Source organism: Metallosphaera cuprina Ar-4, assembly GCF_000204925.1.
Lineage (GTDB): Archaea > Thermoproteota > Thermoprotei_A > Sulfolobales > Sulfolobaceae > Metallosphaera > Metallosphaera cuprina.
This window is the reverse complement of record NC_015435.1, coordinates 455,366-477,246: the sequence shown is the minus strand read 5'-3', so window position 1 is coordinate 477,246 and position 21,881 is coordinate 455,366. Positions and strand designations below refer to the sequence as shown.

23 protein-coding genes and 1 tRNA gene are annotated in these 21,881 nt (G+C 42.2%); 16 read left to right on the top strand and 8 right to left on the bottom strand.

The window, feature by feature from the left end; translation table 11 throughout:
- Positions 1 to 13: 13 nt before the first annotated feature.
- The 5 genes from MCUP_RS02675 to MCUP_RS02655 all read left to right on the top strand — a co-directional run bounded on the left by MCUP_RS02675 (position 14) and on the right by MCUP_RS02655 (position 3,735).
- Positions 14 to 634 (top strand): DUF4443 domain-containing protein, encoded by a 621-nt coding sequence (locus MCUP_RS02675; RefSeq protein WP_013737128.1) that lies wholly within the window; start codon positions 14 to 16, stop codon positions 632 to 634.
- Positions 612 to 1,673, top strand: a complete 1,062-nt coding sequence (locus tag MCUP_RS02670; protein ID WP_013737127.1) for an ATP-NAD kinase family protein — start codon at positions 612 to 614, stop codon at positions 1,671 to 1,673. Before MCUP_RS02675 ends, MCUP_RS02670 begins: the two co-directional genes overlap by 23 nt.
- 147 nt (positions 1,674 to 1,820) lie before the next feature.
- Positions 1,821 to 2,462, top strand: a complete 642-nt coding sequence (locus MCUP_RS02665; RefSeq protein WP_237698031.1) for a helix-turn-helix domain-containing protein — start codon at positions 1,821 to 1,823, stop codon at positions 2,460 to 2,462.
- A 158-nt stretch (positions 2,463 to 2,620) separates the two neighbouring features.
- Positions 2,621 to 2,947 carry a hypothetical protein gene (locus tag MCUP_RS02660; protein ID WP_013737125.1) on the top strand — a complete coding sequence of 109 codons (327 nt, stop codon included), beginning with the start codon at positions 2,621 to 2,623 and terminating at the stop codon, positions 2,945 to 2,947.
- Between the two features lie 14 nt (positions 2,948 to 2,961).
- On the top strand, positions 2,962 to 3,735 hold the full coding sequence (locus MCUP_RS02655; RefSeq protein WP_013737124.1) for a TFIIB-type zinc ribbon-containing protein: 774 nt from the start codon (positions 2,962 to 2,964) through the stop codon (positions 3,733 to 3,735).
- On the opposite strand, the gene MCUP_RS02650 is transcribed toward MCUP_RS02655, so the two are convergent.
- The gene (locus MCUP_RS02650) at positions 3,680 to 4,390 is read right to left on the bottom strand and encodes a hypothetical protein (RefSeq protein ID WP_237698013.1); all 711 of its coding nucleotides are present in this window, start codon (positions 4,388 to 4,390) and stop codon (positions 3,680 to 3,682) included. The genes MCUP_RS02655 and MCUP_RS02650 overlap by 56 nt on opposite strands.
- 154 nt (positions 4,391 to 4,544) lie before the next feature.
- On the opposite strand from MCUP_RS02650, the gene thsA reads away from it, so the two are divergent.
- Positions 4,545 to 6,233, top strand: a complete 1,689-nt coding sequence (gene thsA / locus MCUP_RS02645; protein WP_013737123.1) for a thermosome subunit alpha — start codon at positions 4,545 to 4,547, stop codon at positions 6,231 to 6,233.
- A gap of 5 nt (positions 6,234 to 6,238) precedes the next feature.
- Here thsA and MCUP_RS02640 read toward each other — a convergent pair whose 3' ends face one another.
- Positions 6,239 to 6,592, bottom strand: a complete 354-nt coding sequence (locus tag MCUP_RS02640; protein ID WP_013737122.1) for a hypothetical protein — start codon at positions 6,590 to 6,592, stop codon at positions 6,239 to 6,241.
- Positions 6,593 to 6,946: 354 nt separating this feature from the next.
- Here MCUP_RS02640 and MCUP_RS02635 point away from each other — a divergent pair, with 354 nt between their 5' ends.
- Complete coding sequence (locus MCUP_RS02635) at positions 6,947 to 7,243, top strand: hypothetical protein (protein WP_013737121.1); 297 nt, start codon at positions 6,947 to 6,949, stop codon at positions 7,241 to 7,243.
- A gap of 3 nt (positions 7,244 to 7,246) precedes the next feature.
- On the opposite strand, the gene MCUP_RS02630 is transcribed toward MCUP_RS02635, so the two are convergent.
- Together MCUP_RS02630 and MCUP_RS02625 are read right to left on the bottom strand one after the other, a co-directional pair.
- Positions 7,247 to 7,624, bottom strand: a complete 378-nt coding sequence (locus MCUP_RS02630) for a hypothetical protein (RefSeq protein ID WP_048057404.1) — start codon at positions 7,622 to 7,624, stop codon at positions 7,247 to 7,249.
- Positions 7,611 to 7,811, bottom strand: a complete 201-nt coding sequence (locus MCUP_RS02625) for a hypothetical protein (RefSeq protein ID WP_013737119.1) — start codon at positions 7,809 to 7,811, stop codon at positions 7,611 to 7,613. Before MCUP_RS02625 ends, MCUP_RS02630 begins: the two co-directional genes overlap by 14 nt.
- Positions 7,812 to 7,863: 52 nt before the next feature.
- Between MCUP_RS02625 and MCUP_RS02620 the strand changes: the two genes are divergently transcribed.
- The 4 genes from MCUP_RS02620 to MCUP_RS02605 all read left to right on the top strand — a co-directional run bounded on the left by MCUP_RS02620 (position 7,864) and on the right by MCUP_RS02605 (position 12,985).
- Positions 7,864 to 9,717 (top strand): arginine--tRNA ligase, encoded by a 1,854-nt coding sequence (locus tag MCUP_RS02620; RefSeq protein WP_048057403.1) that lies wholly within the window; start codon positions 7,864 to 7,866, stop codon positions 9,715 to 9,717.
- Between the two features lie 10 nt (positions 9,718 to 9,727).
- Positions 9,728 to 9,802, top strand: a tRNA-Arg gene (locus MCUP_RS02615).
- A gap of 250 nt (positions 9,803 to 10,052) precedes the next feature.
- A complete protein-coding gene (locus MCUP_RS02610) occupies positions 10,053 to 12,515 on the top strand; it encodes an adenosylcobalamin-dependent ribonucleoside-diphosphate reductase (RefSeq protein WP_013737117.1) in 2,463 nt (820 codons plus the stop codon).
- Between the two features lie 95 nt (positions 12,516 to 12,610).
- Positions 12,611 to 12,985: a transcriptional regulator gene (locus tag MCUP_RS02605; protein WP_048057402.1), complete on the top strand. Its 375-nt coding sequence runs from the start codon at positions 12,611 to 12,613 to the stop codon at positions 12,983 to 12,985.
- Here MCUP_RS02605 and MCUP_RS02600 read toward each other — a convergent pair.
- From MCUP_RS02600 to MCUP_RS02585, 4 genes are read right to left on the bottom strand one after another with little or no spacing between them, the layout of a single operon-like run.
- A complete protein-coding gene (locus MCUP_RS02600; protein WP_013737115.1) occupies positions 12,972 to 13,994 on the bottom strand; it encodes a hypothetical protein in 1,023 nt (340 codons plus the stop codon). The two genes, MCUP_RS02605 and MCUP_RS02600, sit on opposite strands and share 14 nt — an antisense overlap.
- A gap of 38 nt (positions 13,995 to 14,032) precedes the next feature.
- Positions 14,033 to 15,925, bottom strand: a complete 1,893-nt coding sequence (gene gatE / locus MCUP_RS02595) for a Glu-tRNA(Gln) amidotransferase subunit GatE (protein ID WP_013737114.1) — start codon at positions 15,923 to 15,925, stop codon at positions 14,033 to 14,035.
- On the bottom strand, positions 15,918 to 17,234 hold the full coding sequence (gene gatD, locus MCUP_RS02590) for a Glu-tRNA(Gln) amidotransferase subunit GatD (protein WP_013737113.1): 1,317 nt from the start codon (positions 17,232 to 17,234) through the stop codon (positions 15,918 to 15,920). The genes gatE and gatD overlap by 8 nt, the downstream gene beginning before the upstream one ends.
- 34 nt (positions 17,235 to 17,268) lie before the next feature.
- Positions 17,269 to 17,442 carry a 30S ribosomal protein S30e gene (locus MCUP_RS02585; RefSeq protein WP_013737112.1) on the bottom strand — a complete coding sequence of 58 codons (174 nt, stop codon included), beginning with the start codon at positions 17,440 to 17,442 and terminating at the stop codon, positions 17,269 to 17,271.
- Between the two features lie 71 nt (positions 17,443 to 17,513).
- Here MCUP_RS02585 and MCUP_RS02580 point away from each other — a divergent pair, with 71 nt between their 5' ends.
- From MCUP_RS02580 to MCUP_RS02560, 5 genes are read left to right on the top strand one after another with little or no spacing between them, the layout of a single operon-like run.
- Entirely contained in the window at positions 17,514 to 18,740 is a 1,227-nt protein-coding gene (locus MCUP_RS02580; protein WP_013737111.1) for a hypothetical protein, read from the top strand.
- Positions 18,741 to 18,747: 7 nt separating this feature from the next.
- Positions 18,748 to 19,449, top strand: a complete 702-nt coding sequence (locus MCUP_RS02575; RefSeq protein WP_013737110.1) for a fibrillarin-like rRNA/tRNA 2'-O-methyltransferase — start codon at positions 18,748 to 18,750, stop codon at positions 19,447 to 19,449.
- A 4-nt stretch (positions 19,450 to 19,453) separates the two neighbouring features.
- Positions 19,454 to 19,864: a DUF61 family protein gene (locus MCUP_RS02570; protein ID WP_013737109.1), complete on the top strand. Its 411-nt coding sequence runs from the start codon at positions 19,454 to 19,456 to the stop codon at positions 19,862 to 19,864.
- A gap of 1 nt (position 19,865) precedes the next feature.
- Positions 19,866 to 20,768: a helix-turn-helix domain-containing protein gene (locus MCUP_RS02565; protein WP_013737108.1), complete on the top strand. Its 903-nt coding sequence runs from the start codon at positions 19,866 to 19,868 to the stop codon at positions 20,766 to 20,768.
- Entirely contained in the window at positions 20,746 to 21,870 is a 1,125-nt protein-coding gene (locus MCUP_RS02560) for a tRNA (guanine(10)-N(2))-dimethyltransferase (protein ID WP_048057401.1), read from the top strand. The genes MCUP_RS02565 and MCUP_RS02560 overlap by 23 nt, the downstream gene beginning before the upstream one ends.
- Positions 21,871 to 21,881: the final 11 nt, after the last annotated feature.

The window sequence follows — 21,881 nt, the reverse complement described above, 5'->3', positions numbered from 1 at the left end:
CCAAATATAAACTATGAGCGAAATCTCTGCCTTAGAGGAGGCTACAAAGCCTAGGCAGGGTAATAAACCTAGTTACGATGAGGCTTACGTTATTCTGGCACTTAATATAATCTATGATGAGTCTCCGGTAGGAAGGATAACTCTAATGAGGAAACTAGGACTAGGAGAGGCCTCAATGAAGACCATGCTAAGAAGGCTAAAGGAGATGGGACTGATCGCAGTAGATAAGGTGGGCGGAAATCAGCTAACTGACAAAGGTAAGGAATTGATTGAAGCGTGGAGATCTAGGGTCAGCATAAGACCAGCAGCCCTAGAATCGTTGAAGTGGAAGTGCATCCAAATAGCTCTTAAAAACGGGGAGGGTTTGGTTGACAGGTTTGGGGTGATCAGACTTAGGGACGAGATAATAAGGATGGGCGCTGAGGCTTCCCTAATAACAGTTAAAAGGAATGGCTTAGAGATACCTCCCAGAACGGACGAGTTCTCAATAAACTCTCTTTTACAAGAGGTAACCTTTCTTTCAAATCAGTTCGATCGTGGGACTCTCATCATTTATATTACTCCTCAGGACATTCATCTAGCGTATAAAGTTGCAACGCGATTATTACAATTTGAAAGTGGGATTTCTGGTTAATCCATATGCCGGTTCTGGTGGAAGGATAGGACTTAAAGGTAGCGATAATTTTAGGGTCTACAACCCTGAGACTCCTCAGAGAGTGAAAAGGTTCCTATCTAGGGCACCAGACGTAGAGTATCTTGTACCTAGAGGTAAGATGGGTGAAGAGTATTTCAGAGGAACCTCCAGGAGATACACATTACTTAATTCAGGAAAGGATGAGTCTACTAGGGAGGACACCATCCTTTCCGTCCGAGAAATGATAGAGAGAGGCGTAATGATAATAGTCTTCGTGGGTGGAGACGGTACGGCGAGAGACGTCAGCGAGATCGCCAAAGACCTCGTCCCAATCGTTGGAGTGCCTTCAGGAGTCAAGATGCATAGTGGAGTGTTCGCTACCAACCCAGAGAGCGCGGGGGATCTCCTAACGTATTTCATCGAAGGGAAAGCTAAAACGGTAAAAGCTGAGGTGATCGACGTTGACGAGGAGGAGTATAGGAGGGGAAGGTTCGTTATCAAGCTATTTTTTATTGTAAATACTATATCATTTGGAGATTATCTCACACCAAGTAAAGAAGAATATAATTATTCTGGAGAATTAGATGATATAGCCAATTTTTTTATAAATAAATTATTAAATAACGACACGATATACATTATGGGCCCGGGGGCCACAGTGAAGAGAATTGAACAGATGCTCGGATATGAACCGAATTTCCTTTCGGTAGATATATTTCAAGGGAAAAAACTAATTAAATCTGGAGCTAATTACGACGACCTTCTTAAATTAACCGGGGAGTTAAAGGTTGTCTTAACCCCTATAGGAGGACAAGGGTTCATAATAGGGAGAGGAAACCAGGAGTTAGGGATCGAAGTATTGAAAAGAGTTAGCAAAGAGGACATAATTATCCTTTCGTCCCGTTTGAAGCTAAGCAGGATTAGCTGCTTGAGGTTTGATACGGGAGATCCAAGTCTCGATCGTAAGTTCAGTGGAGTTTACAGGGTAATAGTCGGATATGATGAGTACATGACGATCTCGACGTGTAGTATCACTTAGAAAAGAAATTTACGGTATTCCTTAGGAAACTAGTTACCTATCCATTAAAAGTTAAAATGTAGATACTATCTTACATTGAGTGAGAAGGAGCCTAGCGTCAATTTAGAGACCTCTCAGGAGAGTAAGGCCTCTCCTAGATCAAAACTAATGGAGGCTATACTTGTACTTCTTCACGCTAGGCCCCTAAGGACATCCGAGATATCGTCGAATTTAGGTTATGAGACTAAGTACGTGAGCAGTTATTTGAGCTACTGGAAAAGGAAAGGGTTGATGTATCAAGAGGGTGGAAGATGGTACCTCACTCCTCAGGGAGAATCGTTAGCGGCCTCAATAATAGATTCTTACTCTAACTCAAGGTTCAAGGAAATGCTGGTCATAGCAAAACAAATGTTAGGAGAACAGGTTAAAGGATCAATGAACAACAAAAATAGACAAAGCAATCAAAAAGAAGATGAGAGTGTTTTGTCGTTCATTGAGTCTAAAACCAAATCAAAAGTCAATAAATCACAAAAGCTAGATCCTACGGTTTGTCTATCGGACATTTCTGAAAAGTTAGATAAAGATGAGAGAGATATTTTGTTTTTCTTACTTGAGAGATATAAACAGTGGGGATCTACTTACGTCTACATAGACCAACTTCAGGATGAGTACAAGGCTGACTCTGCATGGCTTTTTAGAGTTCTAAGAGGATTGCAAACAAAAAAGATCCTCTATCTATACAACGATCCCAAATTAGGGTTCAGAATAGGGTTTTCTCAGAACGTAAAGAGAAAGCTGGACAGTTGTTAATACTATCTACTTCTATGTGGTCCTTTTTAGTCTAAACATTGTAACGTTTACATCATCATTATACAAACTCAATAAGATAGTAGTGACAAAAATTGACACATAGTAGTAGTAATCTATATAACTGATCTATCCAAAGTTGTGGTAAAGAGGTGTAATTATTGTCATCAAATAAATCAATAAAGATGTCAGAGGACGAAATTAATAGGGCCTTAGCGAAGGCAGAAAAGGAGGCAGAGAAGAAGGATCATAAAAAGATATGGATGGATAAGATGATGAAGAGCGCGAAGACCTACTACAAGGCCTGTCCGTATTATGATAAGAAAACCTCTAAATGTTTCCTCGATTTATCTAATAAGTGTAATAGAGAAGGAAAATATGAGAATTGTCCAGTATTTCTCGGATTCTTAGATAATAAATATCAAGAGTTCACTTCAAAGAAGAAAATTTTACCTTTAGACTTCCTCGATTTAGCCCAGTCCATATGAGCGTGTAGTTAGAAGTGGCAAGGAAAAAGGTAGAGGGAAAAGAGGAGGAGACGAAAAAGGAAAAGAAAGAGAAAAAAGAGAAGTACGTTGATGCTGAGAAGCTAATGGATGAGTACTTTGACGAAGTTGAGATTGGCCTAGGGATATATCAGCTTAGGATAGATCGGGAACTACTGAAGGAGATACTTAAGGAACCTTTCGTAGCTGCTGTGGGCCAAGTGAAGACTAAACCCAAAGCGAGAACCATAATCAACAGGTTGAACACGTCAAGGGAGGATCTTATGGAGTATATAGCAGTTAGATTAGTTAGGGAAGTTGAGCTACATAAGGTAACAGACGATCAGTTAGAGTTCCTAGTCATTAACATTAGGAAGGCTTTAGTTGACCTGGGTCAACAACTCTATCAAGAGGCCGAGAGACGTGGGAGAAAGGACCTAATTGATATCCTGAGAAATAATTGGAACGTATTTGGACTACGTTCGCCTATCAAGTGTCCAAGATGTGGATTTGAGGCGGTGATGCCAGACTTCAGTTGTAGAATATGTGGTAACGTTATCTCGACTAAGGAAATTAAACAACAAACAAACTTGTTATCTCAATTAGAAGAAATGTTCTCTTACGATCCAGAAGGTCTCAAGGAGATAATAACCTCAGGATATCTATTTTACGGATCTACGGGTCCTGTTCCGCCTTCTAAGTTCGCTCCCTCTCGTTTTGAGATCTTCTATGAGATTACTCTTTCGTCTCAAGAGAAAGCTCAGTTGAGCAAGCTTTACAGTACTCATTAGTCTCAATTAATGCCCCACATCTTCTACATTTATTGAATTTGTTAATAATAACTTGAACCGAAGGAGGAAAAGTGTGGAAGACCTCGTTGTCACTAAAGTTAGATCTAAACCAGTTGAGTATCGTATTAAACATTTCGTCGGATGTCTTTAACTCCCCGGTTAACTCACTGAACCCCTTCATTTCGGAAAGTGGGGTGTCATAGAGTGGAGAAATGAAGGTTTTTTCAGAGATGTTAAAGGTCAGTCCGTAGAGCGAGAGATAGGAGCCTACGATCGACGTAGAAGAATAAACTAAGTATGAGGAGAAGAAGTCTGCAGTGAAAGGAAGGAAAACTATCTTCTCAGGTTCTTTATTGGCCTGAAGGAGAAGCTCTCTGAGAGTTAGATTAATGCTTGATTTGCTATCTGTTTCCAGGTATCTAATAGTCAAATTGCAGTTTACACAAGTTTTAGCTAAAAGGACGTTCAGAAGCTCTGCTATTTCTCTATAAAACGAAGGATAAATAAGGAGGGATTTCGATTCCTTTAAGTTAACTCCACTTCTAGATAGGTTCCTTCTAACCCTATGAAATATCTCCTGACGAGAGCAACGAGAACAGAGTATCTTACCACTAACCAGGATCTCTCCCTGTCCTCCGCAGTTTACGCATTTCACCAACGTTGATATGAGCAATAAGGAAAAAGCTTTTCTATAAGCGTTTTAATTCACTTTCAATTCTCTTATTTTCTCTAAGATTTAGGGTCTTTTAGAGCGAAAGTTAAATTTATATATAACCGATCTGAATGGAGTTCAGAAAAGGTGGTAATGAATGGCTGGAGTTCCAGTTCTTCTATTTAAAGAAGGTACTTCAAGATCAACCGGGAGGGATGCGTTAAGGAACAACATACTTGCGGCTAGAACTTTAGCTGAGATGCTTAGATCTAGCCTTGGTCCTAAGGGACTCGACAAGATGTTGATAGATAGCTTTAACGACGTAACCATAACCAATGACGGTGCGACTATAGTCAAGGAGATGGAGATTCAACACCCTGCTGCTAAGCTACTCGTGGAGGCCGCTAAGGCTCAGGACTCTGAGGTAGGAGATGGCACAACCAGCGCTGTCGTTCTAGCTGGTCTACTACTTGAGAAGGCAGAAGCGCTCTTGGACCAGAACATTCACCCAACGATAATAATTGAAGGGTACAAGAAAGCCTTCAATAAAGCCCTTGAAATTTTAACCCAGATCTCGACTAAAATTGATGTAAGGAACTTGCAGGATCCGTCAGTTAGGTCTAGCCTCAAGAAGATAGTTTACACTACTATGGCGAGCAAGTTCATTGCCGAGTCGGAGTCAGAAATGAACAAGATGATTGACATCATAATTGATGCCGTTTCCAAAGTCGCTGAACCTTTACCCAATGGTGGATATAGCGTGAGCCTAGATCTGGTTAAGATTGACAAGAAGAAAGGTGGAACGATAGAGGACAGCGTTTTGGTTCACGGACTAGTTTTAGACAAGGAAGTTGTTCATCCAGGTATGCCAAAGAGAGTGGAGAGAGCGAAGATAGCTGTATTGGACGCGGCTCTAGAGGTGGAGAAGCCAGAGATCTCAGCTAAGATAAGCATAACTAGCCCAGATCAGATAAAGTCTTTCCTAGACGAGGAAACCAAATATCTAAAGGAGATGGTAGATAAGCTAGCCAGTATCGGAGCTAACGTTGTGGTGTGCCAAAAGGGAATCGATGACATAGCTCAGCATTTCTTGGCTAAGAAGGGAATCCTCGCTGTAAGGAGAGTTAAGAGAAGCGATATAGAGAAACTAGAGAAGGCTTTAGGCGCGAGGATTATAAGTAGCGTGAAGGACGCTACTCCAGAGGATCTAGGGTACGCCGAGTTAGTTGAGGAGAGAAGGATAGGAAACGACAAGATGGTCTTCATTGAAGGGGCTAAGAACCCAAGAGCTGTAAACATCTTGCTCAGAGGATCAAACGATATGGCTCTCGACGAGGCTGAGAGGAGCATAAACGATGCGCTTCACGCTCTAAGGAACATATTGCTCGAACCCATGATAGTTCCAGGAGGAGGAGCTATAGAGGTAGAGTTGGCCATGAAGCTCAGGGAATACGCGAGGAGCGTTGGAGGCAAGGAGCAGTTAGCTATAGAGGCTTACGCTGACGCTCTAGAAGAGATCCCAAGCATACTAGCTGAGACGGCAGGGATGGAACCCATATCTACGTTGATGGACCTCAGAGCTAGGCATGTCAAAGGGTTGGCTAACGCTGGCGTAGATGTAATAAACGGTAAGATAATAGATGACACGTTCTCAATTAATGTGCTGGAACCTGTTAGAGTGAAGAGACAAGTGCTAAAGAGCTCTACTGAGGCAGCCACCTCAGTACTCAAGATAGACGACCTGATCGCAGCCTCTCAACTCAAGTCTGAAGGAAAGGGCAAGACTCCAGGAGGAGAAGAAGGAGAAGGAGCTGGAATGGGTGGAGGAGCTCCATCCTTCGGATAAAAACTTTAGAATTTTTTATACATTAATAAAGTATCAGAGTCTTCTAGGTCTTTATATCCGTCTATTTCGTCTATAGCCTTTTTTGCAGCTGCTTGAATGTCTTTATCCGTGTAACTAGCAATTACCTCTTGTAGAAGTTTCTTTGAGAGATCTACACCTAACAAAAGTACAAGCTCTGTGAAGTCTGGGCTCTGAAAGTACTCTATTAGCCTCTTAGGGTCCCCCCCATAGGATGAGAACTTGTACTTCGATTCGGCAGCAGCTAGTAATCTCCTTACATCATCTAGCCTTTTTAAATCAAGGGTAGTAGGAGTAAGGATCTTACTAGCGATGTTTCTCAAGAAATCTGGATCGCCCAAACTTTAGTCGCCTATTGTGGTTATTCATCCTTCATCTATAAAAGGATTAGTTATCTACCTACTGAACGCCAGCTACCAGTTAACGGGGACCATTTGATTATAGTTATAGAAATTATTGAACTCAAATTAATTCATTTATATACGCATTAAGATATTATACTATGCATAATTATTATTTAATAAGAAATATTTTACTATGTCTTTTATAATAGGGTAATTATTAAGTAATATATTTAATTAGACTAAAATTTTTATTAAAAATAAACTTACCTATTTTAGGGCTAAGATATGAAGAGCTTTCATAATATTTAAAAGGAGATTGTATGAGTAGTATACTAGTGGAAAGCATTGAGTATGAAAAGTAAGAAGTCTAGGAGGCCGAAGGAGAAAGAAGGGGAAGTGGAGAGCAAGTTAAAGGTTGTGTATTCGGACAAAGATGTCGTTGTCATGACCGCTCCTAATGAAGAGGAGTTAAAGCAGATACTTCTTGATCTTCTCACCGAGAAGCCTATGAACCTAAAGGAGCTTCATAGTAAACTTTCTGGGATTGCAAGTGAGGATAAAATAAGGAGGGCTTTAGCTAGCCTCTCAGAGAGCCGTCACGTAACTCTTTTAGAAGACGGAAGATACGCTAAACTTGGAACGGATTAGACTTTAAGCCGACCCTCTGAGAGGGCAAGTCTGCCAATGCTTATTGCACATTTCCGCATTGCTTACCGTTAGCACCCTTCCCAGAATTTCACAGTAAGCTACGAAGCCCCTCTGAGTTCTCATTGGTTTGTAATGCTCACAGGAGCTGTCTACGGGGGTCTCCATTACGTTTACCCTTGGATAGAACTTCACTTCTTGTTCTACGCTCTCTTGATAGATCTCTAACCCTTCTTTCTCATCCCCCCTATCCTGATAATATCTACACCCCTTATACGACTTGAAGCATCTGTTTGGGCTTGTTACGCTATCTGTGGGAGTCTCTAACATTGGAGAGGTACAAAACCCTGATTTATAGTATGGGCAAATATCACGTTTCTGCAACTTCTCTCACTATTAGATGGACCCCGGTCAAGTCTTCAGAGCTATTTTCCCATTCAGGGATGTGGATCTTGGTGACGTTAACCACCTCCACGTTTAACTTAGAGAGGAGTTCCTGTAACTTAGACTCGGAGACTTTCCCTTTACCTGTAAAATCCTCTACTACAAGTATCTCAGCTACTTTCTTCATACGAAAAGTCTTAACTTTAAAGAGTTAAAAGGGTAACAGCAAATCAATGCAAATGGATATCCTAGCGAAGATAAAGCTGGACATATCAAGTTGCATAGGAGAGAGTCTCGGAGTACCTGGAGATTATATATATAAAATAATGCAATATCCTCCCAAGGAGGAGATGGGAGATTTAGCGATTCCCCTCCCTGCCCTTAAGGTTAATCCTCAGAAGGAACTTGAAGTCAGATCCAAGTTCGTAAAGTCATATAACGTATCTGGCCCCTTCCTGAACGTTAAGTTAAATGAACGAGAGGTATTCATTGAACTCTTCTCGTCGATGAACCGAGATTACGGCCTGGAGAAAGTCGAGAGACCAAAGAAGATAATAATTGAACACACCAGCGCTAATCCAATTCATCCATTGCACATAGGTCATCTAAGGAACGCTATTATAGGAGACACGTTAGTGAGATTATCTAAGGCAAGAGGCCATGACGTCATTTCAAGGTTCTACGTTAACGATAGCGGAAGGCAGGTAGCTTTACTCATTTACGGCCTCTCCAAGTTAGGCTATCCTGAACCAGCTCAGGGAGTGAAGAAAGACATTTGGGCCGGTTTGATATACGCCATGACAAATATAATCCTGGAGATAAGATCTTTAACAGATCAACTAAAGCTAGCTCAGGAATCGGAATATAGGGAAAAAATAACCAAGAGAGATGAACTAGTGGGTTTAGCCTCAGAAATCAGATCTAAGAATCAAGAGTACTTTGATAGGATAGCTGAGGCAGTAAAGAACGATCCAGATCCTGAAGGTAAAATCAATGAGATAATCAAAAGATACGAAGACGGAGATCCGGAAATAAAGGCGGTAGTTAGGAAATACGTTAACTACGTGTTAGAGGGCTTTAGAGAGAGCTTAGAGAAGCTGGGAATAACCTTCGATTATTTCGATTACGAAAGTGACATCTTATGGTCTGGTGAGGTCAAGTCGGTCCTTAGATCAGCTCTCAGTTCTAAGGCTAGGATAGAGTATAAGGGGACAGAAGCTTTGGAGCTTAATAAATACGTTGATGAGGAGATTAGGAGGGAGCTGAGGATACCCGAGGGTCTAGAGATACCCCCGCTAGTGCTCACAAGATCAGATGGAACCACTCTTTATACCGTGAGAGATATAGCTTACACCATCCGAAAGTTCATTTCAACTAACGCGGAACAAGTGATAAACGTTATAGCAGAGCAGCAGTCAGTTCCACAGATTCAATTAAGGGCTGCCTTATATCTCCTCGGCTATCCTGAGATGGCGAAGAACTTAATCCATTACTCGTACAGTATGGTAACTTTACCCGGAACGACTATGAGCGGGAGATTAGGTAGATACATCTCACTGGACGAGATATACGATAAGGTAATGCTAACCGTATTGGAGAAAACCAAAGATAGGGGAGGAGTAAACGTTGCGGAGATAGTGAACTCTGCTATAAGATATGCAATAATTTCAGTCTCAGCTAACAGACCAATAACGTTTAACGTGAGTAAGGTAACGAACTTTGAGCAGAACAGCGGTCCGTATTTACAGTACACTTACGTGAGGGCATACAACATTCTTGCTAAGTACCCTCATGAAATTAACCTTAATGTGGACTACACGGACGTCGTTATGGAGAAGAGGAAGATACTCATGGCTCTGCTTAAGTTCCCAGAGGTCTTTAAGGTGTCAGCGGACAGCTTGCAACCTGAAACTCTAGTTTCGTATCTAAGGAGTCTGGCCGATTCATTTAACAGTTGGTATGATAAGGAAAGGGTTATACAGGAGCCGGATGAGAGGAAGAGAATGACTAGGCTAAACTTAGTTAAAGGAGTGGAAACTGTGATCAGAAACGGCCTTCAGGTTCTAGGAATAAGCTCATTAACTAAGATGTAAAACGACAATGGGACCCGTAGCTCAGCCAGGATAGAGCGAAGGCCTCCGGAGCCTTAGGTCCCGGGTTCGAATCCCGGCGGGTCCGTAATGTACATCAAGAGACAAAAGTTGAAACGCTTACCTGGATAAACATTCCGTTGTGTATGTTTTATGGCAGCCTATTTTATGATAATACCCGGGATATGATAATACCTATAAATATGAACTTCTCTGTATAAAGCGATAGCCAAAACCGTTCTTTGATAATGTAAATCTCTTAGAAACCTCTGCGATCAAAAGGTACTGTAAAAAGGAAGAGTTCATAAACTAAGAATTCATAATTATCTAGAATTCTCATGCAGAGTGATACAAATGTATTATCTCTTTCAAAGATCTCTGTGATCAAAAGGGACGGTAAAAAGGAAGAGTTCAAGCTTGAGAAGATCTTATCTAAGCTAGGTCCTATGCATGACGAAATCGTAGAAGGGATAGTCAAGGACGTTCTACAGAATTCTACTGATAATGTAATAAATACTAGAGTAATAGCTGACATAGTGGAAAGGAACTTAATTGAAGGCTCTTTAGAACATCAAGAGCTAATGGATCTAGCCAAGAGATACGTTTTATCTAGGATATATAACCATGTTTTCGGTAAGGGAAAATGGAAAGGGATAGACGATAAAGACTTACTGATTAGTTACAACGCTCTTAAGGTTTTAGAGGCTAGATACCTGCTAAAGAACCCAGAGACTCTTAGATACGTTGAAACTCCTCAGATGATGTTTAGGAGAGTGGCATCCTACTTAGCTGGGGTTGAAAGAGAGAAGAGGAAGGAGATTGAGGAAAAGTTCTATGATATCATGTCCACCCTCAGATTCGTTCCTAACACTCCAGCCTTAATGAATTCGGGCACTAGGCTAGGCATACTCTCAGCGTGTTTCGTACTACCAGTGAAGGACTCAATGACAACACAGAACGGAGACGGGATATACGACACCCTGAGGGCTATGGCTCTAGTTCATCAGCAGGGAGGTGGGACGGGCTTCGATTTCTCGGAGCTAAGACCTAAAGGCGACGTTGTTGCCTCTACTGCTGGAGTAGCCTCAGGACCAGTCTCATTTATGAAGATATTTGACGTCTCCACCGATGTTGTGAAACAAGGAGGTAAGAGACGAGGAGCTAATATGGGGGTAATGCACGTATGGCACGCCGACATAGAGGACTTCATTCGTTCAAAAACTGGGGATCTAAAAGACGTTCAGTTGCAGAACTTCAACATTTCAGTCGGGGTCTATGACTACTTTATGGAGGCCGTAATGAAAGAAGAACAAGTACCTCTTATAACTCCAAGGAAGACTAAGATAAAGGGAACCGATCACGAATATTACATAGTCAAGGCAAGGAATTACATGCGTGAGGATTGGGTTCAGGAGGAGATCTTAAGGGAGCTTGAGGAGAGGGGCCCAGTCTATTTAGATGAAAGTAAGATAATTACCGTAGACGAGGCTTTAGCTATTGCTGAGAGTGAGGGAGCTATAATTAGATGGGTTAACGCGAGAAATCTATTCCAACAGATAGTTAAGGGGGCGTGGGACTCAGGGGATCCAGGTCTTCTTTTTATAGATGAGATAAATAGAAGGCATCCAGTTTGGTATCTTGGTAAAATTCAGGCGACTAACCCATGTGGAGAGGAGCCTCTCCTATCATGGGAGTCCTGCAATCTAGGCTCCCTGAACCTAGAACTGTTTGTAAAGGAAAAGAACGGTAAACCTTACATTGACTGGGAGGATTTAACAAACGTAATCAAATACGCAGTAAGGTTCTTAGATAACGTTGTAGACGCAAACAGATATCCTCTACCTCAAATAGAGCAGGCAACTAAGATGACTAGGAAAGTTGGATTAGGAGTAATGGGACTGGCCAGAGCGCTGATTAAGTTAGGTATACCGTACGATAGCGTTGACGCCATTTACGTTTCCTACAACTTAGCCAAGTTCATCTATTATCAGGCAATGAAGGCTTCAATAGAGTTAGCCAAAGAGAAGGGTTCATTCCCTGCATACGATCCTGTCAGGTATAAGGATATATGGGAGTCAGCTAAGGAGTTCGAGGACATACTAGCAATATCTGAGGTAAAGGGTGAGCCGTCCGATTACGCTAAAGCTATTATGGCCGAGGCAGCTAAGATAGACATATCAGAACTCAAGGACCTCAGGATGCGTTACGGTCTCAGGAACGCCACTGTAGTTTCTGTAGCCCCTACGGGAACGATCTCTATAATCGCTGGTACGTCTTCCTCAATAGAACCACTCTTTGCCCTAGCCTTCATAAGGAACGTAGCTGTAGGGAAGTTCATGGAGATCGATCCTCTCTTCTTGGAGTACTTGAGGAAATACGAGTTGGACACTCCAGAAGTCATAAAGAAGATAGCGGAGAGCGGAGAAGTTGGGGACAACCCATTCGTACCTAAGACAATAAGGAGACTATTCAGAACTGCCCATGAAGTGGAGCCTATGTACCACGTACTTCATCAGGCGGCGTGGCAGCAGTGGAACGATTCAGGTACATCAAAGACGATAAACTTGAGGAGCGAGGAGACGGAGGAGACAGTTGGGAAGGTCTACTTGACAGCCTGGCGTTTAGGGATAAAGGGAATTACTGTATATAGAGACAAGTCTAAGTCACAACAAGTGATTTACTTCGGTCTTAAGAAGGAGAGAGAGGAGAAGTCAAAACAAACGACATCGCTTAGGCTAGAAAAGAAGTTTGTAGAAGTTAGTGAGAACTTTTCGGGCGGATGTAAGACTTGTGAGCTCTAGGAAATAAACTTTATTTTTATAGTTTATATCAAATTACAATCTCTCTATATTCATGTTTTTATACATGTACCTAGAATAGATAAATGGTAAGCAGTATGTCTTTGGCTCCTCCTTGCGAATATTCAGTGAAGGAATTGCTACCTGCCATGAGGTCTATAATAGCAACCAAGTTGGTTAAAGATAAAGGCTATCCACTATATAGGGCCGCAATAATGATGGGAGTCACGCCAGCGGCTATAGCTAACTATATGAACGGTAAGAGAGGAAAGGCAGTTAAAAGCATAATAGAGAAAGATCCTAGGTTAATGGAGATGATAAGTGATCTGGTTGAGAAGATGAGCGCATCCCCTGGTTCCACTCAGTTATCGAGTTACTACTGTATACTCTGTGCGGAAGGGAAGAAGTCGTTGAAGAGAAACGGGATTTCTCTTCCTTCTTGCTTATACGAGACGAACGTCATGTTGAAATAATCTTTTTCTTTAGCAGTCCTTCCAATAGTTTCTTAACTTCGAGTTTCAATAAGATTATTCCCCACCTTCTTATTGGAACTCTCACTCTATCGAACTCTGGCTCTAAGTTCTCGTCGCTCATGTCTCTTGGGTCGGTTACGGACGCTCTAGATATTCTAGCTGGAAGATACACAGTAGAGACTACGGGCTTGTCGTCCATGTTGATAAGTCCTATCTCTAAGATGCCCCTATATTCCAAGTGAAGAGGTACAACAGAAGAGGGCTCGATCTTTATCAGAGAGACCTTATACTTCGGTTTACAATCCAAGCTTATTACAGGATTTATGGAGTTCCACAAAAGCCTGTGAGGTTTAGCTTCTTTCCACATCTTCGTCTTGATTACTAAAGCCTCTCCGTCCAACTTGACCTTACCGTTTTGAAACGTTGCTAAAAAGGGTTTGGCAGAGACTAGAGTGTAAGAGGTGGAATATCCCTGAATGGAAAGCATGTGAGTCTTAATTGAAACGAAATCTCTCAAACCTAATGCGGAAATATAGAATGGGTTGAGATGATAGAAGAACCCGTTGAACATGTTCGTGTCCAGGTTTTCCGCTAGATCTGTCCTTTCCTCCACTTTCCCAGGGCCTATCTCCCCAGGCCCTAGCGTTACTTTCCTTTGGTCATCTATTACCCTTTCCCATGGGGATGGGTTGATATATCCTTCTCCCTCTTCGCAAGGTATGAGGTCTTTAGTTAAAGATTTGAGAGACTCAGAATTGAGAGGTTCGAAACTCCAAGGCATGAAGCCTTGAAGTAGTGGTGAGGTGGCCTCTAAAACGTTTCCCCTACCGTGGACCCTAACCTCACTTCCGTCGGGACCGTGAAGGTTGAGATTGTTTTCCCACTCTAAAGAGAGGTTTAATATCTTAGCCATCTGGGGAAGCTGCTCCACAGATAGGAGGGCCTGATCCAAGTGAACCTTACTTCCTGGTTTAAGACCTAGAAATAACATCAATACACCGTCAGACAAATGCCTTCTCTTCACCCATCAGGTTCGGGGGTAACTCGTCATCCTAACTCCTCTTTCATTACTTGCCTTATTATTTCTGCTACCTTTTTCCCTTCTGCCTTTCCTCTAACTTTCTCCATAACCCTTCCCATGAGAAGACTGAAAGCTTTTTCCCTTTTCTCCTTTACCTCCTCTCTGTACCGGACTATCACCTCTTTAACTATCTTAACTATCTCTTCATCGGACATAGTTGTATACTTGGAGATGATGGATTTGAGATCGGAAGACGAGTTAGGTGCGCAATACTCTAAAAGTATCTGGGATAAGGAGTCCTTGCTGATACTTCCCTCGCTTAAACTAGCTATTAACGTCTCTATATCCTCGTCAGAGATCTTATCAACGTTACCTCCTTGTGATTTGACATACTTCAATGTGTTCTCAAGCGTTGTGGCTATAACTGTAGGAGGTACATTAGAGTACTTCTGAACTAGCGTCTCGAAGAAATCTAGACGCGGGCTGTTTAATATCTGTTTTGCAAGCTCCTCGTTCAGACCTATACTCATCAAGATCTTAAGTTTCTCTTCTGGGGTAGGCGGCATGATTTTCTTAGCCTCATCTAAAAGTTCCCTGGACAATATAGAAGGTACATCAGTTTCTGGATACATTCTCGCTGAACCAGGTTGCGGACGCATGAATTTACTTGTCCCATCTTCATTTGCAGATCTAGTTTCTTTGGGTACCCCATCAAATGCTTGAGCTAGTCTATCCTTGATAACTTGCAAAGCCTTCCTGATTCTCTCCTCAGGTCCCACCACAATAACGAACCCATCGTTTTCCTTTAGTCCCAATTCCTTCTCTACGTCTCTGACCTCTTCCTCGGTTATTCCGTAGTTGGGGAGCTCATCGGAGTGAAATATTCCTCCCAATCCAGCCAAAGCCTTAACGTAGTCTGAAATCTCGGTTCCGAACCTTCTGTTAGGCATCAGTTGTCTTCCTAAAATACCTTTGAATCCTGGAGCTAGGACACCCATAACTTTCCCACCTTTCCTGAGCTCGGATTGAACTAGCCTACTTTTAGACGATATGAAGAGCTTAGTGAGATCCATTTCTAAAGCTCTTCTGACGAACTCTTCCTTCGTGATCCTGGAGTTCAACTCATCCTTTATCTTTAGAAGTTCAACTTGTCTCTTAGCCTCATTCTCTATGATCTTGGGTATAAGATCGAGCTCTTGAACCCCTTTTATCTCAGTTTTAACTCCCCCATTAATGGAAACGTTTAGATCTTGCCTGATCGTACCAAGTCCTCTCTTAACTTTCCCGGTTAACCTAAGCATCTGGCCTATAGTCAGCGCCACCCTTTTAGCCTGTTCAGGAGACCTTATGTCCGGACCGGTAGAAATTTCTATCAGTGGGATCCCTAATCGGTCAAGGTTATACTTTACGTATTCCGGTGCATCTTCAAGTTTCCTTCCTGCGTCCTCTTCAATAGCGATTGTCTGTATACTTATCTCCCCCTCTATATCTTTGATATGTCCACCAAGCCCAACTATCGCAGTCCTCTGAAAACCTGAAGTGTTTGAACCATCTATCACGGTTTTCCTCATTACGAAGATCTCATCGATAGGTTCTCCGTTGAACGCCAGCGTCATAGCCAATCCTAGCTTTATTGCGTCTATATTAATAGGATGAGGAGGTTCCTCATCGCATTCAACAAGACAACTAGATCTCCCTGGAACCTCATAAACGATCTTTTTCCCCTTCTCCCACTCAAAGAAGGCCGCCACGTCCACCTGACCTAGCTCACTGACCACAGGTTTCAGATATCTTTCAATCATTGCCTGATTATCTTCTTCTAGAGATGTAGGACATTCACAGAAAAGCTTGATCGGAGTGTTTATTTGCTGATGAACCTCTAGGCCGACCTTTAATCCTAGACTTTTATATTCACTCATGTTTCCACCTTGGGAAATGATCTAGTAAGTGCCTAGGGTTATATTCTCCAACAACGTTTTTCAACATGATCTTAGTTATTTGCTCAAGGTCATCGGTTTGACCTAGGACCCACATAAGCTTAACCAGGGCAACTTCTGGTAACATGTCTCCTAAAGGAATAACGCCTGCTTGTTGTAATATCCTCCCAGTTTGATAGACGTTCATGTTGACTCTCCCGAAGAGACACTGTGACGTCATTCCTACAAATACACCTTCCTTTGTAGCCTTCCTGAAGGCCTCCTGAAACTCAGATGAGGTGTGACCTAGCCCAGTTCCTTCAACTATTATTCCCTTATATCCGGCAGATAGAAGCAACTCAACTATGTCAGGCTTTAATCCAGGGTAGAACTTTAAAAGGAACACTCTCTCGTCAAACTTAGCGTTCATCTCAATATGATCTGATTTCCTTCTATAGTCTGTTCTAAGGAGTTTAACTAATTTTTCCTTCCAAATAACCTTAGCTAACGGTAAGTCGTTCACGGACTGAAAGGCGTCTCTCCTGCTAGTATGCATCTTCCTCACCTTTACTCCCCTATGGGCTAACGTGTAAGTGTCCGAGCTTTCTCCATGCATGTTAACTACAACCTCTCCGAAGGGAGCTTGATTAGCCAAAAGAACAGACGAGACTAGGTTTATTCCAGAATCGCTGCTAGGTCTGTCGCTACTCCTTTGGGACCCTACTAGTACTACCGGCCCTGGTAAGACATTTAAAGAGAAGGCGAGGGCGGAGGCCGTGTAGCTCATGGTATCCGTTCCATGAGCTACGACAACTCCTTCACTACCTTCTTCGAAAGCCCTTTTAACAGATTCGGCTATCTTGACCCAGAACTTCGGATTCATATTTTCACTAAGAATGCTGAATAAAACGTTGGCAGAGATTGACGTTATGTCTTGAATCTCTGGTACGAATTTTATAATCTCCTCTGTGGTTAGGGCAGGTCTCACAGCACCTGTTTCGTATTCCACTTTGCTCACTATAGTTCCTCCGGTGCTGATTATTTTCACTTTACCTGGCTTATTCGATTCTGTTTTTTCAGGTTCCTTCTTACTGCTTCTCTCAACAAGGCTTACTTTCACCTTGTCAACGGAGAACCCCACGTTATATCCATTATCAAGTTTCAGAACAACTATCGAGTCATCCTTAGAGTAAGAAGGCATTAGAATTCCTCTTAGATGAACTTTATCGCTATTTAACTCAATCACGTCTCCTACATCAGCGTTTATAGAAGCTAGAACATGAAGAGCTCTGCCTCGATATCCTTCTAACATTTTAAGGTGTATAAGGGAAAATATTTAAAAAATCTTACATTCTTCTGGGTGCCCTTTGTGGCCTCTGAGCGGTTTGCTTAAGAACTCTTTTCTCATACTCTGTTCTGTTCCTAACTCTGGGAACTTCCTTATGTCTCTCTTTAGCTTGTATCTTAGGGGTCTGTCCCCTCACTTTACCAGCCTTTGTTAACGAACCGTGAGATGGCATATCAGATCACTATTATATCACAAAACAAGACATTTAAACTTAGAGCTTTACCTAGTTGTGGGCTTAACTCAATGAAAATTTATTTGGCAGAGCACGCTATTGGATCGTTCGCGTTCGACGAATCCGGTAACCTAGTAGATTACGTTCTGAATCCAAAAGAGCTTGGTAAAGTAGTTGATACTATCATAAACGTCGAGAAGGGCGAACCTATGCCTTCGACGTTAGAGTTGATTCAGAAACTTAATCCGACTGAAATAGTTATAGAAAGTGAGACGGAAAGCGCTAGGATGCAAAGCCTCGGCATTAAAGTTACGTCTAAACCTCATCACGTGGGGGCTAAGGCTTTAAGGACCTCTCTGGTAGATCTTGCTGTAAAGAGCAAGTTCGTTGAGAGTCCGGGCGATCTGTACAGCTTCCTTTATCAGGTTTCTTTGGAGTACACAAGGAGGAAATTAAGGAAAGCTGCACAAAAGAGAGACTTGCTGGCAATTCAAGCCATTAGAGCTATAGATGATATAGACAAGACAATAAACTTGTTCTCCGAGAGGCTTAGAGAATGGTACAGCATACATTTCCCTGAAGTGGATAAGCTAATTGAGGATCACGAACAGTACGCTAGGATAGTGTATAACCTAGGCTATAGGGACAGTATAACGTATGAGGCCCTTGAACATTTAGGTATAAACGAGCAGAGGGCCAAGAAGCTGGTCGACGCAGCTAAGAAGAGCATAGGGGCTGATATCTCAGAGGCCGATATAAATTCCATAAGGGACTTAGCTAACACGATATTAGCACTGTACAAGCTCAGGTCATCTCTCTATGACTACCTCGACTCCATTATGAGGGAGGTCTCGCCTAACGTTACAGAGTTAGTAGGGCCTACCCTAGGCGCGAGGTTATTAAGTTTGGCAGGGAGTTTAGAGGAGCTCTCCAAGATGCCCGCTAGCACGATCCAGGTATTAGGAGCAGAAAAGGCGCTCTTTAGGGCACTGAAAAGCGGTAGCAGACCCCCAAAACACGGCATAATATTTCAGTTTCCAGCCATTCACGTATCCCCCAGGTGGCAAAGAGGGAAGATAGCTAGGGCATTGGCTGCTAAGTTGGCTATAGCCTCAAGGATAGACGCATATAGCGGCAGATTCGTTGGAACACAACTGGTAGAACAGGTCAATAAGAGGATCGAGGAGATCAAAACTAAATACGCTCAACCTCCTCCTAAAAAGCCTCAGCCCGCCAGGAGCGAGGGCAAGCCGGAGAAACGAGAACATAAAAAGGGGAAAAAAGGAAAAAGAAGGTGAATAACTTATGTCAGAATTACTTGAGACTGTTAAAACGACCCAAATGGAAAACGTGTACGAATGCGTTTATGTGGACGGTACGGTAAGGTTGTGTACTAAGAACCTGGCTAAAGGATTCACAGTTTACGGAGAGAGGACGGTTAACTACGACGGTATAGAGTATAGGGAATGGAACGCCTTTAGAAGCAAGTTAGCCGGTGCAATACTAAAGGGTCTAAAGGAGAACCCCGTTAAAAAGGGCTCTAAGGTACTTTACCTGGGTGCAGCATCAGGGACTACCCCTAGTCACATCTCGGATATCGTCGAGATCGATGGAAAAGTATATGGCGTGGAGTTCTCTCCGAGAGTAGTGAGAGAGCTCATATTGGTAGCACAACACAGGCCCAATCTCTTTCCGATATTAGCCGACGCTAGATTTCCACACAGTTTCGCTCCCCTCGTTGAGGACTCGGACGTCCTATACGTTGATATAGCTCAGCCAGATCAGACGGATATAGCTATTTATAACGCTAGGTACTTTCTGAAAGACGGAGGGCATTTACTCTTGGCGATCAAGGCTAGAAGCATAGATGTGACTAAAGATCCATCAGAGATATTCAAGAATGAGGCGGATAAGTTAAGAGCCGAAGGACTCGACGTTATACAGATACTTAACCTAAATCCATACGATAAGGATCACGCTATGGTTTTAGCCAAATACAAGGGCTAGACCTTTGTTCGATAAGATATTTGAATTAGGGCTTAAGGACGTCCTCGACTCTATGCCAGCCGAATATGTATCCCTTAAGGAAGCCCTAGATGGTAAACTTGAGATCTCTTTAAATAACGGATTGAAACATAAGTTCGATCCAGATGAAATAAAGACGCTCTCAGATTTGATACCTCTATATCTTTGGTCTATGGTTAGGATCCCATTCATTATAATCAAGCTTCAGTCTCCTGGAGAATATTCGTTAAATGGATCAGAATGGGATAGAAAGGCGCTCTCATACGTTTTGAACTCGTCAGAAAAAGTAATTTCAGTGGGGCAGATAGAGACTCTTTTAAGGAAATTTAAATCATTAATATTTATTACCCTTGGTTATGATAGTATTTCCGGAGTAGACGAAAAGGAAGGTATCTAAAATGATACCTGATATATTTGGGGACGTATTAAGCGTATTGAATAGAGAGGGAGTTAGTTATACTATAGTAGACTATCCGGAGAAAAATAGAAAATCTATAGATATAATAGCTAAAAATAAACAGAGACGTTTCCTCATAAAGATAAGCGTGGAAAGGACCTCCAAGGACGAGACTAAGGACTTGAGGAACTTCTCTGCGGTGGTCGGTGATATACCCATCCTTGTTACTGAAGATACTGAAGAGGACATAGCAATAGGAAAGGATAACGTAGTAGGCCTATCAGTAGAAGGGCTTGCAAAGGCTATCAGAGGAGAAAGGATTTACATATATAGGACAAGAGGAGGTATCTTCATAAAGATCAGGTCCGATGTACTTAGGAGGAAGAGGACTGAGATGAATTACAGTATGGGCGATCTATCAAAGCTTCTAGGTGTTACAAGGAAAACAATTTACGATTACGAGAATGGAGAATCAGACGTTTCCATAGAGGTGGCTGAGAAACTGATAGATCTGTTTGGGGAGGAAGTGATAGGCGATGTGTGCGAAAACATGATACCGAAATTGGAGGTAGATGAAAACCAGCGCTCAGAGACCATAAGCGCTAGGATTGCTAAGAATTTAACAGAAGCAGGATTCGCCTCCACCTCTATTAAGTTCGCACCTGTGGATGTGGTAGCTTCAAAAAAATCTAAGAAAGTCCTCATTACGGTGGAGCCCAAAAGTCAAGAGCTACTTGAGAAGAAACTGAGAGAGGCTCTTAAGGTAGCTACAGAGCTGGAATCTGAGTTACTTGTCGTTGCTAGAACGAGCTCAACTGCTAAAAGGATTGAAAAGGATGGGTTTAAAATTTTTACATCTGAAACAATCGATAGCCTAAGCAATGAGATTGACAGAGATAACTGAAGGTAAGGCAAAGATTCTAATTCCAGATCCGGTGGAGTTCTCAAGGGAAGGGAAATTTGATCCTGCGTGGTCGCCTGTATTTTATAACCCTAGGATGGTCTTTAATAGAGACGTTAGCGTATTAGCAGTTTCTGTTATATCTCCATCAAGCGTTCTCGATGCAATGGCAGCTACAGGAATAAGAGGGATAAGGTTCGTACTAGAGGGTGGTGTAAATGGAGAGGTAATATTTAACGATAAGAATCCTGTAGCAATAGAACTAATATCTAAGAACATAGAATTAAACAGAATAACCAATTATAAAATAATGAGAGCAGACGCCAACTCTATTATGCACCAGCTTAAAGTTGATTATACAGACCTAGACCCTTTCGGATCTCCTGCTCCCTTCTTATTCGCGGCGTTATCCTCATTGAGGAGGAAGGGCGTATTAGGCGTTACAGCTACCGACTTGTCTGCATTAGAGGGAAAATCAATTACAGCGTGTAATAGAAAGTACGGTGCGTCTGGGAAGAGGCTTAACTACTCTAAGGAAGCGGGTTTAAGAGTGTTGTTAGCCAAGATAGCTAGAGAGGCTGCAGTACAGGAGAAGGGTATCTTACCTCTAATTTCTTTCTATAAGGATTACTATTATAGACTATTTGTAAAAACTGTTGATGGAGCTAAGCGAGCTGATAAGGCATTAGAGCAGATAGGTATGTTATACGAATGTCAAAATTGTGGGTTCTCCTTTATGGATAAGGAATGTCAAGTTAAATGCCCTATGTGTGGAGGCGAAGTCAACGCATATGGACCAGCCTGGATTGGTAAGCTGAACAGTATTGATTTCCTAAATCGTATGAAAGAAAGACTAGATAAGGCTCCTCAAATTAACAACCCTAACTCTGTAAAGAGACTATTAGATAGCCTGATCTCAGAAAACGGAATGGGTCCCTATTACAGGATCGACGTGTTAGCATCTAAGCTTAAGGTGAACATGCCGCCTACCCACAGGTTAATAGATTGTCTAGAAGACGGAACGCGAACGCATTTCGACGAAAGGGGTATCAAGACTTCAAAAAGCTTTGATCAACTGATAGAATGTATGAAAAACCTCGCCTAACAGATTAGATG

Bases quoted from the DNA above. Each gene is read 5' to 3' on its own strand.
- MCUP_RS02610 (WP_013737117.1), top strand. From the start codon at position 10,053: ATGCAGAGTGATACAAATGTATTATCTCTTTCAAAGATCTCTGTGATC.
- MCUP_RS02580 (WP_013737111.1), top strand. From the start codon at position 17,514: ATGAAAATTTATTTGGCAGAGCACGCTATTGGATCGTTCGCGTTCGAC.
- MCUP_RS02565 (WP_013737108.1), top strand. From the start codon at position 19,866: ATGATACCTGATATATTTGGGGACGTATTAAGCGTATTGAATAGAGAG.
- MCUP_RS02665 (WP_237698031.1), top strand. From the start codon at position 1,821: ATGGAGGCTATACTTGTACTTCTTCACGCTAGGCCCCTAAGGACATCC.
- MCUP_RS02575 (WP_013737110.1), top strand. From the start codon at position 18,748: ATGTCAGAATTACTTGAGACTGTTAAAACGACCCAAATGGAAAACGTG.
- MCUP_RS02585 (WP_013737112.1), bottom strand. From the start codon at position 17,442: ATGCCATCTCACGGTTCGTTAACAAAGGCTGGTAAAGTGAGGGGACAG.
- MCUP_RS02635 (WP_013737121.1), top strand. From the start codon at position 6,947: ATGAAAAGTAAGAAGTCTAGGAGGCCGAAGGAGAAAGAAGGGGAAGTG.
- gatD (WP_013737113.1), bottom strand. From the start codon at position 17,234: ATGTTAGAAGGATATCGAGGCAGAGCTCTTCATGTTCTAGCTTCTATA.
- MCUP_RS02675 (WP_013737128.1), top strand. From the start codon at position 14: ATGAGCGAAATCTCTGCCTTAGAGGAGGCTACAAAGCCTAGGCAGGGT.
- MCUP_RS02620 (WP_048057403.1), top strand. From the start codon at position 7,864: ATGGATATCCTAGCGAAGATAAAGCTGGACATATCAAGTTGCATAGGA.
- MCUP_RS02625 (WP_013737119.1), bottom strand. From the start codon at position 7,811: ATGAAGAAAGTAGCTGAGATACTTGTAGTAGAGGATTTTACAGGTAAA.
- MCUP_RS02560 (WP_048057401.1), top strand. From the start codon at position 20,746: ATGAGATTGACAGAGATAACTGAAGGTAAGGCAAAGATTCTAATTCCA.
- gatE (WP_013737114.1), bottom strand. From the start codon at position 15,925: ATGAGTGAATATAAAAGTCTAGGATTAAAGGTCGGCCTAGAGGTTCAT.
- MCUP_RS02605 (WP_048057402.1), top strand. From the start codon at position 12,611: ATGTCTTTGGCTCCTCCTTGCGAATATTCAGTGAAGGAATTGCTACCT.
- thsA (WP_013737123.1), top strand. From the start codon at position 4,545: ATGGCTGGAGTTCCAGTTCTTCTATTTAAAGAAGGTACTTCAAGATCA.